The organism is Saccharomonospora sp. NPDC046836 (assembly GCF_040645195.1).
Classification (GTDB): domain Bacteria; phylum Actinomycetota; class Actinomycetes; order Mycobacteriales; family Pseudonocardiaceae; genus Prauserella_A.
This window is the reverse complement of sequence record NZ_JBEYXW010000006.1, coordinates 193,775-208,758: the sequence shown is the minus strand read 5'-3', so window position 1 is coordinate 208,758 and position 14,984 is coordinate 193,775. Positions and strand designations below refer to the sequence as shown.

The following is a 14,984-nucleotide window of genomic DNA, read 5'->3' as shown; positions in this document are numbered from 1 at the left end:
GGGCTGTCTTGGCCCAGCGTCGCACCACGCTCGCGGAAAAATCAAGCACGCTCGCTTGTTTTTGTTGGCAGCTAGCCAGCAAGCAGGTGGGGAACTACCGTTGCCGTCACCGACGACCGTGGGAGACCTTCGTGGGGGACTACACCGACATCACGTACCGGGTAGCCGATCGGGTGGCCACGATCGCGCTGAACCGGCCACACGCACGCAACGGCTACACCATGCGCATGGCCGACGAGCTGACGGCCGCGCTCGACCGGGCGGACGCCGATGAGGACGTCCGGGTCGTTGTGCTCACCGGCGAGGGCCGCCACTTCTCGGTCGGCGCCGATCTGTCCGGGGGCGGGTTCGACTTCGACTCCTCCCCCGAATGGCAGGAGCCTGCCGGACGGTGCTCGAAACGGATCTTCGCAATGAACAAACCCGTCATCGCCGCCCTCCGCGGCGCCGCCATCGGCGCCGGCATCACCGTCACCCTGTCCGCCGACTACCGGCTGGCCGCCACCGACGCACGGTTCGGTTTCGTGTTCGTCCGGCGCGGGATCTATCCCGAGGGCGCCTCGGCGTGGTTCCTACCGCGCCTCGTCGGCATGGGCCGGGCGCTGGACTGGATGATCAGCGGCCGGGTGTTCGGCGCCGAGGAGGCGCATGCCGCGGGGCTCGTGCACAGCCTGCACCCGCCGGAGCGGCTGCTGGACGCCGCCTACGAGCTGGCCGCCGACCTGGTGGCCAACACAGCCCCGGTGTCCGTGGCCGTTACCCGCCAGCTGCTCTACCGGATGTCCGGAGTGGACTCTCCGTTCCCGGTGCACGAGCTGGACTCCAAGCTCATCGCCACCATCGGGACCAATCCGGATGCGGTCGAAGGTGTCCTGTCGTTCCTGCAGAAGCGCCAGCCGGAGTTTCGCCTGAGCGCCAACACCGACCAGCCCGGATTCCTCCCCTGGCGCCAAGACCCGTGAGCTTGTGGGGCTCCGGTTCGGCGCCTGAACCACCCCGGGGCTCCGGCGACCGGGTGAAGGCGTCCCGCTCACTGGAGCAATGGCCACTGTGGTCCTAGCCTTTGCCAGATGACCATGATCCGCACGACCGCCCTCATCGTCGGCGCCGGATTCGGCGGTGTCGCCATCGCGGCCGAGCTGCGTCGCGCGGGCATGCACGACTTCGTCGTACTGGAGAAGGCCGCGGATCTCGGCGGTGTCTGGCGCGAGAACACCTACCCCGGATCAGGCTGTGACGTACCGTCGCCGTTGTACTCGTTCTCGTTCGAGCGCAACCACGCCTGGCCCCGCCGCTACGCCTGGCAGCCCGACATCCACGCCTACCTGCGGCGCACCGCGCGGCGACACGGCCTGCTCGCGCACCTCCGGTTCGACAGCGAGGTCGTCTCGGCGGAGTTCGACAGCGGCAACGCGGAATGGCGCGTGCGGACCGCGGGTGGCGAGGAATACGCCACCCGCGTGCTCATCCCCGCCACCGGGCAGCTGTCCCGACCGTCCTACCCGGACATACCAGGTATTGACAGCTTCGCAGGCCCGTCTTTCCACTCCGCACAGTGGGATCACGACTGCGAGCTGACCGGCAAGCGGGTTGCCGTCATCGGCACCGGTGCGAGCGCCGTCCAGTTCGTACCCAGGATTCAGCCCCGCGTGGCGCGGCTGACGGTGTTCCAGCGCTCGGCGCAGTACATCATGCCCAAACGCGACCGTGTCTACACACCGTGGCAGCACAAGGCTTTCCGGACACTGCCACTACTGCAGTCACTCGACCGGCTCAGTTTCTGGCTCTACGGCGAGTTTGCACAGCAGGCGCTGTCGAAGTGGCCTGCTCTCACGCGGATCTTCCTGTGGCAGACCCGAAAACGCCTGCGTTCTCAGGTCGCCGACCCCGACCTGCGCCGCAAGCTCACGCCGGACTACGCCTTGGGCTGCAAACGGATCCTGTTCAGCAACGACTACCTTCCCGCCCTCACAGAATCCACTGTGGACCTCGTCACGGAGAAGATCGTCGAGGTGACCCCGCGGGGCGTACGAACAGCGGACGGGACTCTCCACGAGGCCGACGTCATCATCTACGGAACCGGCTTCGCCACACAGGAACTGCTAGCCCCCATGACGATCCGCGGTCTCGCCGGCAGGCTGCTCAGCGACGCCTGGCGAGACGGCCCACGAGCGCACCTGGGCATCACGGTTCCCCGCTTCCCCAACATGTTCCTGATGTACGGCCCCAACACCAACCTCGGCGGCAGCTCGATCCTCTACATGCTGGAGAGCCAGGCGCGTTACATCGCCGACGCCGTACGCAGGCTCGCCGACCACCCCGGCCGCTACCTCGACGTCCGCCCCGAGGCGGAGCAAGCCTGGGACGACGAGGTACAGGGCAGGCTCGCGCACTCGGTGTGGTCGCGCTGCAGCAGCTGGTACCGCAACGAGCACGGCCGGATCGTCGCGAACTGGCCCGGCCGCACCCACGAGTACCGCAGCCGCACCCGCCGTGTCGACCTCGCCGACTTCCGGGTCTATGCGACGAGTCACTGAGTCGCTCCTACGTTGCCACGCTGCCTATCAGGCTCCACCGCCGATGATCACGGACAGTCAGCATCTGAGCGTGCGCACCACTCGGACGGACGGTAGACACCATGCCGTGTGCATGATGCGGTTGCGGGGCTCCGGGCCCTTCCAGGGCCTGCGTATGCTGATCATCAGCCGCGCCGGCCACACGCCGGTCATCAACCCTTCGGAGAGGTGCACGGTGCCCGAACCTGGTGACACACCAGGGTTGGTGGACATCGCCCGGCGGTGGGCGACTCAGCTGGCCGGCACGGAAGGGGTGGCTCTCCCCGCCGCCGAGCTGGAGCCCATCCTGGTCGCGGTGGCCGAGGAGGCACACGCACAGGCGGCGGTAGCCAAGGATGCGGCCATGCGCCGCTTCGCGGGCCTCTACTCGGCGTCGCCCAACGGGGTGGTGCTGGCCGATGAGGCCGGCGACATCCTCGACACCAACCCGGCGTTCACACGGCTGCTCGGCCACCGGCCCGAGGACCTGACCGGCACCGCGCTCACCGAACTCGGCGCCGCCGAGGAGGACATCGAGGTGATCAGCAAGGCGCTGGCGGAGCTGCGCGTACTGGGCCGGACCCAGCGCCGGGAACAGGTCGAGCTCGGCCACGCCGAGGAGGGCCTGCTGCGCGCCGACATCACGGTCGCCGGCCTGCCCGGCGACCGACCCGGCTCGGTGTACCCGGTGCTGATCGTCGAGGACGTCAGCGAACTCAGCCTGCTTCGCGAGGCGCTGCGCAAGCAGAACATTCAGGACCCGCTCACCGGCCTGCCGAACGTGAAGAGCTTCTTCACCACGCTCGAGGCCAGCCTCGGCGCACCCGAGGACGACCAGATCGCGCTGGTCTACCTCGACATCGACGGCTTCAAGGTGATCAACGACGGGCTCGGGTCCGGCGCGGCCGACACAGTGCTCGGCCATGTCGGCCGCAAGCTGAAGGCTGCCTTCGCCCAGCAGGACGCATTCGTCGCCCGGATCTCCGGCGACGGGTTCGCGGTGCTCATGCGCGGGCAGTTGACCAGCGCCGCGGTGATCGACCTCGTCGAGGACGTGATGGCCGACCTCGCCGAGCCGGTCTACGTCGACAACCGTGGCATCGGGGTCAGCGTGAGCGTCGGCATCGTCGTGCAGGACATCAAGGGCCGCACCCCGGAGGGCCTGCACCGCGCCGCCGAGATCACGCTGCATCGGGCCAAGGAGAACGGCCGCGCGCAATGGATGCTGTTCGAAGCCGAGCTGGACAACCGTGACCGGCGCCGCTACAAGATCGGCGCCGTCATCGGCGGGGCACTGGAGAACGGCGAGTTCGAGCTGGAGTACCAGCCGACCGTGAAACTGGACGGCAGCGAGGAGATCGCCGTCGTCAACGCGGTGCTGCGCTGGAACCACCCCGAGCACGGCATGCTGCGGCCCGAGGAGTTCTACCCACTCGCCGACACCACGGGGATGACGCTCAACCTCGGCCGGTGGCTACTCACCCAGTCACTGTCGGACGCTGCCGCATGGCATCACGGCTTTCCCACCGCGCCGGACCTGTGCGTGCGGTTGCCGAACCGGCTCGCCATCGACCCCAACCTGGTGGGCATCATCCGCGACGAGCTGGAACGCACTCAGCTACCACCGCAGAAACTGCGCATCTGCACCGACAGCATCGCGTTGATCGACCCGCGCGGTGAGGTGCTGGAGACCCTCGCCGTTCTCTCGGAGCTGGACGTCAAAATCACCCTCGCCGTGTCCGGCGCGGCGGATCTCGAGCTGATCCACGCCCACAACCTGCCGGTCGGCTTCGTCATCCTGTCCGGCCCGCTGATCGAAGCGCTCGCAGCCGAGGGCGCCGAGGCCGACACCGCACGCAAGAACCTCACCACGCTGCTGGAGCGAGCCCGACAACTCGGCGTGAAGCGGATCGGCGCGGAAGGCGTGCACACCCCGGAGCACGCGCGCCGCCTGCGGGAGCTCGGGATCGTCGCCGGGCGGGGCGAGCTCTACGGCGGTGCGGCCAGCGGAGCGGAGATCGCCGCGCTCATCGCGCAACGCAACTGACCCCTCGCGCGTACGATCACGGCCATGAAGCAGGGAGACCACGCACCGGAGTTCACGCTGCCCGACGACAACGCCAAGCCGCGCAGCCTGGCGGAGTTCCTCGAGACCGGCCCCGTGGTGCTGTTCTTCTACCCGGCCGCGATGACGCCCGGCTGCACTGCGGAGAGCTGCCAGTTCCGCGACCTCGCAGCGGAGTTCCGCGATGCCGGCGCTCACCGGGTCGGCATCAGCCCCGACCCGGTCGACAAGCAGCGGCAGTTCTCCACCACGAACGGCTTCGACTTTCCCTTGCTCTCCGATGCCGACGGCGCGGTGGCGACCCAGTTCGGTGTACGCCGCAGGTTCGGTCCCCTGCTCACCAAGCGGCACACGTTCGTCATCGACACCGACCGCACGGTGCTCGCCGTGATCAAGAGCGAGCTACGGATGTCCGTGCACGCCGACCAGGCCCTAGAGGTGCTCCGCACCCGCACCAGCTGAAGCGCGCAACCAGGTAAACCCCTCACGAGCGGCGAAGCCGCTTGCGACCACGCACCCAGCCCACACCGCTACCCGCACCGCCAAGCAAACCAACCACAAGACCCTCTAATTGACGATGACGCTGTCGGGGATGGGGGTGTCGTTGCGGAGGGCGTCGAAGAGCTGCTGCGACTTCTCCTCGTCCCACTGCTCTGCGGAGGCCGACGTGATGGGCATCGTGGTGGTCACCACGCCACCGTCGGAGATGCCGCGCATGGCCCACGCGAGCCCGACCAGGTTGTGCAGGTGGTCGTTGGTGTCGATGGTCAGCGCGTCGGGAGCGTCTGCCAGCAGCGGGAACACGGCGAACGGGTTCAGCAGCGTCGACGGGCTCGCCATCTGGCTGACCATGGCGCCGATGAACTTCCGCTGGTTGGCGATGCGGTCGAGGTCCGAACGGGGCGTGGCTGAGCTGTAGCGCATGCGCACGAACCCGAGTGCCTGCGCGCCGTCGAGTGTTTGCGTGCCCGCGGGGATGACGATGCCGGTTTTGGTGTCGCGCATCTCCTCGGGGATGTCCATCTCCACGCCGCCCATGGCGTCGACGACGTTGGCGAACCCACCGAAGCCGATCTCGGCGTAATGGTCGATTCGCAGTCCGGTGGCCTGTTCGACGGTCTGCGCGAGCAGCGGCGCGCCACCGAACGCGAAGGCGGCATTGATCTTGCTGACGCCATGCCCGGGGATCTCGACCCTGGAGTCACGAGGCAGGCTGAGCAGTGTGGGCGCCGTGTCGTTGTCCGGGATGTGGGCGATCATGATCGTGTCGGTGCGCTGCCCACCCGCGTCACCGGTGTTCAGCTGCGCCTGCTGTTCGGCGTCCAGCCCCGCCCGCGAGTCGGAGCCCACAATGAGCCAGTTGGTGCCGGACGCCGCCGCGGGCCTGCCCTCGTAGTCGGGCAGCGCGTCAATGCGGTTGATCGAGTTCTCGAGGTAGAGCCACACCCCACCGAGCGCCAGGACGAACACCAGCAACAGCACCATCAGCACCCGGCCGAACGTCAGCCTCCTGCGCTTACGCGGGCGCTCGGGCGGCAGCTGCTCGTCCCCGGGCGGCGCGAACGACGGCTGGGGCGCCACGCGGGTGGGCTGCTGGGGCGGGCGGTTCCGCGGTGGCGGTGCCTGCCCGGCACGCTCGCTGCCTGGCACGGGCATCATCTGGGCGCTCTGGTGCTGCCGTGGTCCACGTGGCGGCCGGCGGTGAGGAGGCTGCTGTCCGCCGTAGTGCCCGCCATACGTCATCGCCGTCTCCTGATCGGTGCGTCGTGGCCTGCGTGCGGCATTACTTAACCGCACCCGTCCATCCCATGGACGCGCAGTCCCCCGAACAGGTTGTGCGCGCCACGCTCCGCCGCCGGAAGAAAGACACCGGACGCTCAGCTATCCGGAAAACAGCTGCCAGCCGGTCACACCGGTATCCGCAGCCGCTCCCCGGTGGGCTTGGCCCATGCCCCGGCCAGCATCGGATCGGCGGGAGCGAGGCCGAGCAGGTCCGTCATGAACGCCGCGACCAGCCGGTTCCACACCCCCGGCCTGCGCAGCATCGCGTGTCCCTCACCGGCCAGCTCGAACCGCGCCAGCCGGGCCGCCGCCGAGTCGGCCCGCCCGGCGAAGTCGTAGGAGCTTCCGGGGCTGGTGATCTGGTCCCGCGTGCCGTGCACGATCACGACGGCGCGGCCGCCGACCGCGTCGACCGGCTCACCGGGCGGTGTCCATGGCGCCAGCGCGCACACACCGGTCACGGCGGGGTCATCGGCGACCCGCAGGGCCACCCTGCCGCCCATCGAGTGGCCGACCAGCAGCACGGGCAGGCCGGGGCGTTCGGCCCGGATGCGGTCGAGCGCCCACCGCGCGTCGACGACCGGGTCGAGCACCGGCTCGTTCCAGCCCCGCACCCGGTTGCGCAGCAGCCGCACCTCGAGCCCATGGCGGGCGCCTGCCGCGCGCAGCACTTGGCCGAAGGGAACCATCCGCAGGTACGCCAGCCGCCACGGCTGCACTGTTCCGGCACCGTGCTCCGCACCCCCATGCAACACAAGGGCGACCGCGCGAGCGGGAACCGCAGGCCGCTGGACACTCAGCACCGGCTCATCCGCCGTCAACCATGACCTCCTCATGCCGCGGTAGGCGTCTCTTCCCGGAACTGCGTCCGGTAGAGCTCGGCGTAGCGGCCATCAGCGGCGAGCAGCTGCTCGTGGGTTCCGTGCTCGACGATGCGTCCAGCCTCCACCACGAGGATGCGGTCGGCGGCCCGGATGGTCGACAGCCGGTGTGCGATGACGAGCGCCGTGCGGCCCTCGAGTGCGTCGGCGAGCGCCTCCCCGACCGCCGCCTCGGACTCCGAGTCCAGGTGTGCGGTGGCCTCGTCCAGCACGACCACACGGGGATGCGCGAGCAGCAGCCGCGCGATCGTGAGCCGCTGCCGCTCCCCGCCTGAGAGCCGATAGCCGCGCTCACCGACGATCGTGTCGAGCCCGTCCGGCAGCGAGCGCACCAGCTGGGCCAGCCGTGCGCGCTCCAGCGCCGCCCACAGCTGCGCGTCGGCAGCTCCCGGCCGGGCGTAGGCGAGGTTGGCGCGAATCGTGTCGTGGAACAGGTGCCCGTCCTGCGTCACCACGCCGATGGTGTCCCGCAGCGAGGCGAAGCCGAGGTCGCGGACGTCCACACCGGACAGTCGCACCGCACCCGCATCCACGTCATAGAGGCGGGGCAGCAGCGAGGCGATCGTCGACTTCCCCGCACCCGAGGAGCCGACCAGCGCCACCAGCTGCCCCGGCTCGGCGCGGAAGCTCACCCCGTGCAGGACCACCTCCCCGCCTCGATTGTCCAGTGTGGACACCTCTTCCAGTGAGGCGAGCGAGTACTTGTCCGCCGCCGGGTAGGCGAAACGGACGTTGTCGAACTCCACCGACACAGCACCGGCGGGAACCTCCCGCGGGTTGTTCTTCTCCTTGATCATCGGGTCGAGGTCGAGCACCTCGAACACCCGCTCGAACGACACGAACGCCGTCATGACGTCGACGCGCACGTTCGCCAGCGCGGTCAGCGGTGTGTAGAGCCGCGTCAGCAGCAGCGCGAGCGACACGACCGTGCCGGCTGCGAGCTCGCCGCGCAGGGCCAGCGTGCCACCCAGCCCGTACACCAGCGCCAGCGCGAGCGCCGACACCAGCGTGAGGCTGGTCATGAACCAGCGCGTCAGCATCGCCGTCCGTATACCGATGTCACGCACCCGGCCCGCCCTTGCGCCGAAGTCCGCGGCTTCCACCTGCGGCCTGCCGAAGAGCTTGACGAGCGTGGCGCCCGGAGCGGAGAACCGCTCGGTCATCTGCGTGGTCATCGAGGCGTTCAGCTGGGCGGACTCGCGCTGCAGGTCGGCCATGCGCTTGCCGATCCGCCGCGCAGGCAGCACGAACACCGGCAGCAGCACCAGCGCCAGCAAAGTGACCTGCCAGGACAGCGTCACCATCACAGCCACCGACAGCACGAGCTGGATCACGTTGGTGACCAGCCCGGACAGGGTCGCGGTGAAGGTGCGCTGCGCGCCGATGACGTCGTTGTTGAGCCTGCTGACGAGCGCGCCCGTGCGGGTGCGGGTGAAAAACGCGATGGGCATGCGCTGCACGTGCTCGAACACCGCCCGGCGCAGGTCGAAGATGAGTCCCTCACCGATGCGCGCCGACTGCCAGCGCTCGGCGAGGCCGAGCCCCGCATCGGCGATCGCCAGCGCCGCAATGATGATCGCCAGCCAGACGACTGTGCTGACCGCTCCCCCGTGCACGATCTCGTTGACCACCCGGCCTGCGAGCAGCGGGGTGCTCACCGCCAGCACCGCGGAGACGACCGTGAGCACGAGGAAGACGACGAGCCGGGGCCAGTGCGGCCGCGCGAAACGCGCGACCCGCCGGACTGTGCCGCGGCGCAGGCCCTGTGGCAGGTCCGCCGATCTCATCGCCCCGTTCAGCAGAGACCAGGTGTTGTCCATCCGCCCGCCAACCCTTCCCGAATACCTCGACAATAGTCGAGCTTCTTCACCGATATGTCCTGCACAACACCAGGTGACACGTGATCCTTCCCAACGCGTCAGCTTATTTTGCGCCAGCGGTCCGACGCCTCCCGCGCCATCACCTAACCTGATCACCATGGGGAGAGTTCCGGTTCCAGGGTGGCTGCGCGCGAGCTGGCAGGAACGCCCACTGGGACTGGACATCGTTTTCTACCTGCTGTGCACCGGTTACGCGGTCGCGCTGGCGCTGACGGACAAGCACTACGGATTCCGGGTCTGGGCGACCGTCGCGGTCGCCGGCTACGGCCTCGCACTCGTGCACGCCTGCTGGCTGCGGCTGACGCCCCGCGCGCGGGATGGTTGGTGGCGGTCGCGCTGGATGGGCGTCGGAGCCGTCGGGGTGGTCGCGATGATCGTGCCGTTGACGCTCCTCGTCGCCCGCAGACTGTACGGCGGCGACTGGGTGGAGACGCCGGGGGCGTGGAGTGCGCAGCCCGAGGTCTGGGTGATCGAACGCTCGGCGAGCCTGCTGCTGTCGACCGGGACCCCCTATGTCGACGTCGACGCGCTCGGCCGCGCTCCCGTCGTCAACGACTACACGCCCTACGGTCCCGTGATGGCGCTGTTCGGTCTGCCGCGCGCACTGGTCGGCGGCACACCTGTGGTGGACGCGCTGACCGATGCGCGGTTGTACTTCGCGCTCACCGCGGTGCTCTGCGTGTGGGGTGCACTCCGGCTACTGGGCAGGCCCGCGGTCCCCGTTCGCGCGGCACAGCTCGTCGCGATCTTCCCGCTCACCGCGCTGACCTGGGCCACGGCGGGACCCGATCTGGCGATTGCCGGCCTGCTCGTGCTGGGTGCAACGCTCGCCGCGATCGACCGCCCACTGGCCGCTGCCGGCGTGGTCGCGTTGGTCACCAGCGCGAAGCTGATCGTGCTGCCCGCCGTCGTGGTACTCGGGGCGCTGGTGCTGGCCCGGCTCGGCCGCGGCGCACTCGCCCGGTTCACGCTGGTGTTCCTCGGCGTGTGCGCGGCAGTGAACGTGCCTGTGTACCTGGTAAACCCCCAGGCGTTCGTCGAGCACGTGATCCGGTTCCCAGCCGGGCTCGGGGCCGTGACCTCACCGGCCGCGAGCCCGCTACCGGGCCACCTGATCGCCAGCACCGGCACTGTCGGCAAGGCGATTGCCTTTGGTCTGCTCGGCACCGCGGCGCTGGCGATCTTCGTGTGGATCGTGCGGCGGCCGCCCACGACCGGCGCGCAGGCATTCCTGCGCATCGCGGTCGGCCTCGGCACCTTCACAATGCTCACGCCGGCCACACGCTTCGGTTATCTGGTGTACCCGGTTGTCCTGCTCGGGGCGATGCTGTGCCTCCCGGATCGCGATGCGACTCCCCTTGCTACCGCGAAACGCGGCCCCGCCACCGAGCCTGGGACTGCCCCTCTTACTTCTTCTTGACGCGCGTCGCGCCGCCGCGACCGCGGAGCTGCACGCCGGATTCCGAGAGCACCCGGTGCACGAAACCGTATGAACGTCCGGTCGACTCCGCCAGCGAGCGAATGCTCGCCCCCTTCTCGTATTTCTTCTTCAGATCGGCGGCTAACTTGTCGCGCGTGTTTCCGGTGATGCGCGCGCCCTTCTTCAGGTCTGCCACGTCCATCCACCTTCCGCCCGTATGGTGTTTTCGGGCCACATTTGACCCCTGCCGCCGCAATGATCGAACACCAAGCGGCCGAATGCCAGACGACGGGCCAAAAACCTGCGAAACCCATCACGATATTGGGCCGACTCGGTGTTTACCGAACATCAACTAACGATGTAGGTGGGTATTTGGTAGCGGCCCAACTTACGCGAGTTGGACAAGCTCCAGATAATCGGACGACCAGTGGTCTTCGGTACCATCCGGCAGCAAGATCACACGTTCGGGCTCCAACGCCTCGACCGCACCGGGGTCGTGTGTCACCAGGACGACCGCGCCGGTGTAGCTGCGCAACGCATCCAGCACCTGGGCCCGGCTCGCGGGATCGAGGTTGTTCGTGGGCTCGTCGAGCAGCAGCACGTTGGCGGCGCTCGACACCAGCCCGGCCAGCGCCAGCCGGGTCTTCTCGCCGCCGGACAGGGTGCCCGCAAGCTGGTCGAGCTGCTCGCCGGAGAACAGGAACGACCCCAGCAGGTTGCGCAGCTCCTGCGCCCCGGTGTCCGGTGCGAGGTGGCGGATGTTCTCCCAGACGCTGGCTTCGTGGTCGAGCGTCTCGTGCTCCTGCGCGTAGTAACCGAGGCGCAGGCCGTGCCCGGGCACCATGCCACCGGTGTCGGGGGTCTCCATGCCGCCGAGCAGGCGCAGCAGCGTCGTCTTGCCGGCACCGTTGAGCCCGAGGACGACCACCTTGGAGCCGCGGTCGATGGCGAGGTCCACCCCGGTGAAGATCTCCAGCGAGCCGTAGGACTTGGACAGGCCGTCCGCCGTGAGCGGGGTGCGGCCACACGGGGCGGGCGCGGGGAACGTGATCCGTGCGACCTTGTCGGCCTGACGCTGGTCGTCAAGTCCGGCCAGCATCTGTTCGGCGCGGCGCGCCATGTTCTTCGCGGCGACCGCCTTCGTGGCCTTCGCGCCGAGTTTGGCCGCCTGCTGCTGCAGTGCGGCCGCCTTCTTCTCGGCATTGGCTCGTTCCCGGCGGCGGCGCTTCTCGTCGGTGGCGCGCGCCTCCAGGTACCGCTTCCAGTTCATGTTGTACGCGTCGAGCTCGCCACGGGTCGCGTCGAGGAACCACACCTTGTTGACGACCTCACCGAGCAGGTCGACGTCGTGGCTGATCACCACGAGACCGCCGTTGTGCGCCTTGAGGAACCCGCGCAGCCAGTTGATCGAGTCGGCGTCGAGGTGGTTGGTCGGTTCGTCGAGCAACAGGATGGTGCCGGACCCACCGCCCGCACCGGCTTCCGAGGCGGCGAAGAGGATGCGCGCGAGCTCCACCCGGCGCCGCTGGCCACCGGAGAGGGTGCGCAGCGGCTGGCCGAGTACGCGCTCCTCCAGCCCGAGGTTGGCGCAGATCCGCGCGGCCTCGCTCTCCGCGGCGTAGCCACCCAGCGCGGCGAAGCGCTCCTCGAGCCTGCCGTAACGGCGGACCGCCCTGTCGCGCTCGGCGTCGTCCACCAGTTCGGACATGGCGGTCTGCGCCTTCTCCATGTCCCTGACGAGCGCGTCGAGCCCGCGCGCGGACAGCACACGGTCCTTCGCCGCCACCGAAAGGTCACCCTCGCGCGGGTCCTGCGGGAGATACCCGATCTCGGAACCGTGCTGCAGCTGGCCCGCGTACGGCTCGCCCTCCCCGGCGAGGACCTTCAGCGTGGTGGTCTTGCCCGCGCCGTTACGGCCGACGAGGCCGATCCGGTCACCCGGCTGGATGCGCAGCGTGGTGCCGGCGAGCAGGACGCGCGAACCCGCGCGTAGTTCAAGGCCGGTGGCCGTGATCAAAGCAGTCTCCGTGGCGTCGAAGCGGAACTGGGCAGCATGGATCTCCCACGCGGGGCGGGGCTGCTACTCCAGGCGAACGACCACGACACCCAGTGTACGGACTGCGTTATTGCTCGCGGTCGCGCACCACGATCTCCACCGCACGCGCCCGCTCGGCGGCCTCGTCGAGTACCGACCGGCGGGGCTCGGCGATGTCGAGCACCCGCGGCGTGGCCAGCGCGAACAACGGCGCCAGCCGGGTGTCGGCACCGAGGTCGTCGAGCGCACGACGGTCACCGCCGAGCACCACACCGTCCAGTTCGGACAGCCTGGGCAGGAGTACCTCGGCAGCGTCGTCCGCGGCGGCGCGCAACGCCTGCCGTGCCTGGCCCGCACGGCGGCGGGCGAACCGTTGCTGGGACCAGCCACCCGCCGCGCTACGGCCGTGCACGAGGTGCCGGTCGGTGCGCGAGAGCACCACGTTGCCGTGCTCGGCGATTCCGACGCTGTGCCCGCCCAGCCGCACCAGCAGCAGGCCGATCCGGCGCGGCGTGGCGGCGTGCGCGACGAGCGGGCCGACGTCCAGCCCCGCCAGCGCGCCGTCCGCGGCCAGCGGCGGGAACGGCACCGCCACGGTCGCGGTGGCACCGTTGCCTGCCGTCACGACCACCTCGGCCGACGTGTACCGGGTGCCGGTGGCGCCGTCGTTGCGTTCGGCGAAACGCTCGAACCAGCCCGCCAGCCGTTCCGGCTGCACCTCGACGGCACGGCCGCCGCCGCGCACCTGCCTGGCCCGCGTGCTCACAGGACGAACGACTCCGACCAGGGCTGGGTCGCGCGGCCGGAGATCGCGTCGAGCATGCTGCCGGCCTGCCGGTCGGTCAGTGAGGCGACGAAGTCCGTCACCGCACGCCCCCGCGCCAGGACACGCACGGCGTCGGTCCCCCGGACGGGCTCACCGGTCGCGCCGATGAGCAGCCCCGGCGCACCCTGCGCCAGCGCGGTGTACTCGGCACGCGCCAGCTCCACCAGGTCGTGCAACCGCCGTGGCAGGCGGTGGGCCTCGTCGCGGTCGGTCAGCCACGCGTCGAGCGCGTCCACGAGGTTGGTGAGCATGCTCGCCTGCCCGCGCTGGTGCAGCGCCAGATCGGGTCGTTGCAACACGAACCGCCGGTGGACGAACTTGAGCACCTGCACCTCATGCCACTGCGCCGGCTGCAGTGTCACGTGCCCGGTGCGGGTGGACGGCGCGGGAGTCACCAGGACGCCGTCCACCAGCCGCGTGGTCCACCGTGCCGAGAACCGCGCCATGGCCTGCTCTGCCTCGATCGACCCGTCGAACGGGATGGCCAGTAGCTCGTCCACCAGCTCTGCGCGTACCCGCGCGACCGCCTGGGCGAACGCCTCGTCGTCGACCACCCAGCTGTCCTTGGCGTGCATTCGCCTGCGCAGCCACTCCAGCGCGCGCCCGGGATTGCGGTGGTCGTCGCGCAGCGCGGCCGTGGGCAGCGCTGCGAGCTCGCCGAGGCGCGCCACCCACTGGCCGAGCTCCGTCGCCACGGCGGCATGCTGCAGCACGCCGATCCGGTGAAAGTCCTGAATGTCGTGGATGGCGTAGGCGATGTCGTCGGCGAGGTCCATCACGGAGGCCTCGACCGTCTGCTGCCAGCTCTCGATCCGCCCGGCGAACGGTGCCCTGGACTGTTCGAAATCGTCCAGATCGGTGGAGTAGACGGAGAACTTCACCGAGCCGGTCCCCGGCGCCTCGTCCGGCTCGGCGGCGCCACGCGGGGGCACCCGCATGCCGGAGGGGTGCGGATCGGGGTAGTGCAGCCGCGCCCACGGGTATTTCAGCACCGCCGCGCGGGCCGCCGCCGTGAGGTTGAGCCCCTGCGGGGTGGGGCCGCCGACCTCGGTCGTGGTGATGATGCGGAACGTCTGCGCGTTGCCCTCGAAACCATCGGGCAGGCCGTACCGGTGCCGTGCGATGCGGTCGAGAACCTGCTCGCCGAGGTGCCCGAACGGTGGGTGGCCCAGATCGTGGCCGAGTGCGGCCGCCTCGGCGACATCCGGATCGCAGCCGCCGAGCTTGGCGACGAGCTCGCGGGAGTCCTCGCTCGTGGTGACCCGCTCCGCGATGGCCCTGGCGACCTGGGCCACCTTGAGGCTGTGGGTGAGCCGGTTGTGCAGCAGGCCCGAACCGCCCGCGCTGACGACCTGTGTGACGCCGCCCAGCCGGGCGAAGAACGGCGACGCCGCGATGCGGTCCCGATCGAGCCGGAACGGGCTGCCGATGAGATCGGCGAACCCACCCGACTCGGCCGCCTCGTCACGGCGCCGTGCTCGCGGATCCGGCTCAGCTCGCATGCGCATAACCGTACGTGACGTCGACTCGTGAGGTGTCC

The 14,984-nt window shown here is 69.7% G+C and carries 12 protein-coding genes; 5 read left to right on the top strand and 7 right to left on the bottom strand.

What is annotated here, in order from left to right; genetic code table 11:
• Positions 1–131: 131 nt before the first annotated feature.
• The 4 genes from ABZ863_RS10850 (at position 132) to ABZ863_RS10835 (ending at position 5,082) form a co-directional block, all read left to right on the top strand.
• The gene (locus tag ABZ863_RS10850) at positions 132–962 is read left to right on the top strand and encodes an enoyl-CoA hydratase-related protein (RefSeq protein WP_358533703.1); all 831 of its coding nucleotides are present in this window, start codon (positions 132–134) and stop codon (positions 960–962) included.
• Positions 963–1,070: 108 nt separating this feature from the next.
• Positions 1,071–2,537: an NAD(P)/FAD-dependent oxidoreductase gene (locus ABZ863_RS10845; protein ID WP_358533700.1), complete on the top strand. Its 1,467-nt coding sequence runs from the start codon at positions 1,071–1,073 to the stop codon at positions 2,535–2,537.
• 214 nt (positions 2,538–2,751) lie between these two features.
• Positions 2,752–4,602 carry an EAL domain-containing protein gene (locus ABZ863_RS10840; protein WP_358533924.1) on the top strand — a complete coding sequence of 617 codons (1,851 nt, stop codon included), beginning with the start codon at positions 2,752–2,754 and terminating at the stop codon, positions 4,600–4,602.
• 24 nt (positions 4,603–4,626) lie between these two features.
• Complete coding sequence (locus ABZ863_RS10835) at positions 4,627–5,082, top strand: peroxiredoxin (protein WP_358533697.1); 456 nt, start codon at positions 4,627–4,629, stop codon at positions 5,080–5,082.
• A 105-nt stretch (positions 5,083–5,187) separates the two neighbouring features.
• Here ABZ863_RS10835 and ABZ863_RS10830 read toward each other — a convergent pair whose 3' ends face one another.
• From ABZ863_RS10830 to ABZ863_RS10820, 3 genes are all read right to left on the bottom strand, one after another.
• The gene (locus tag ABZ863_RS10830; RefSeq protein ID WP_358533694.1) at positions 5,188–6,363 is read right to left on the bottom strand and encodes an LCP family protein; all 1,176 of its coding nucleotides are present in this window, start codon (positions 6,361–6,363) and stop codon (positions 5,188–5,190) included.
• A gap of 164 nt (positions 6,364–6,527) precedes the next feature.
• Positions 6,528–7,223 carry an alpha/beta family hydrolase gene (locus ABZ863_RS10825; protein ID WP_358533691.1) on the bottom strand — a complete coding sequence of 232 codons (696 nt, stop codon included), beginning with the start codon at positions 7,221–7,223 and terminating at the stop codon, positions 6,528–6,530.
• Between the two features lie 11 nt (positions 7,224–7,234).
• On the bottom strand, positions 7,235–9,103 hold the full coding sequence (locus ABZ863_RS10820) for an ABC transporter ATP-binding protein (RefSeq protein WP_358533688.1): 1,869 nt from the start codon (positions 9,101–9,103) through the stop codon (positions 7,235–7,237).
• Between the two features lie 157 nt (positions 9,104–9,260).
• Here ABZ863_RS10820 and ABZ863_RS10815 point away from each other — a divergent pair, with 157 nt between their 5' ends.
• Positions 9,261–10,583 carry a glycosyltransferase 87 family protein gene (locus ABZ863_RS10815; RefSeq protein WP_358533685.1) on the top strand — a complete coding sequence of 441 codons (1,323 nt, stop codon included), beginning with the start codon at positions 9,261–9,263 and terminating at the stop codon, positions 10,581–10,583.
• Here the strand turns inward: ABZ863_RS10815 and ABZ863_RS10810 are convergent.
• The 4 genes from ABZ863_RS10810 to dgt all read right to left on the bottom strand — a co-directional run bounded on the left by ABZ863_RS10810 (position 10,570) and on the right by dgt (position 14,946).
• Positions 10,570–10,785 carry a helix-turn-helix domain-containing protein gene (locus ABZ863_RS10810; RefSeq protein ID WP_255565726.1) on the bottom strand — a complete coding sequence of 72 codons (216 nt, stop codon included), beginning with the start codon at positions 10,783–10,785 and terminating at the stop codon, positions 10,570–10,572. The two genes, ABZ863_RS10815 and ABZ863_RS10810, sit on opposite strands and share 14 nt — an antisense overlap.
• Positions 10,786–10,971: 186 nt before the next feature.
• Entirely contained in the window at positions 10,972–12,600 is a 1,629-nt protein-coding gene (locus ABZ863_RS10805; RefSeq protein ID WP_358533681.1) for an ABC-F family ATP-binding cassette domain-containing protein, read from the bottom strand.
• A 106-nt stretch (positions 12,601–12,706) separates the two neighbouring features.
• Positions 12,707–13,384, bottom strand: coding sequence for an acVLRF1 family peptidyl-tRNA hydrolase (locus ABZ863_RS10800; protein WP_358533679.1), 678 nt, complete (start codon positions 13,382–13,384; stop codon positions 12,707–12,709).
• Positions 13,381–14,946, bottom strand: a complete 1,566-nt coding sequence (gene dgt / locus ABZ863_RS10795) for a dGTP triphosphohydrolase (protein WP_358533677.1) — start codon at positions 14,944–14,946, stop codon at positions 13,381–13,383. The genes ABZ863_RS10800 and dgt overlap by 4 nt, the downstream gene beginning before the upstream one ends.
• Between the last annotated feature and the right edge of the window lie 38 nt (positions 14,947–14,984).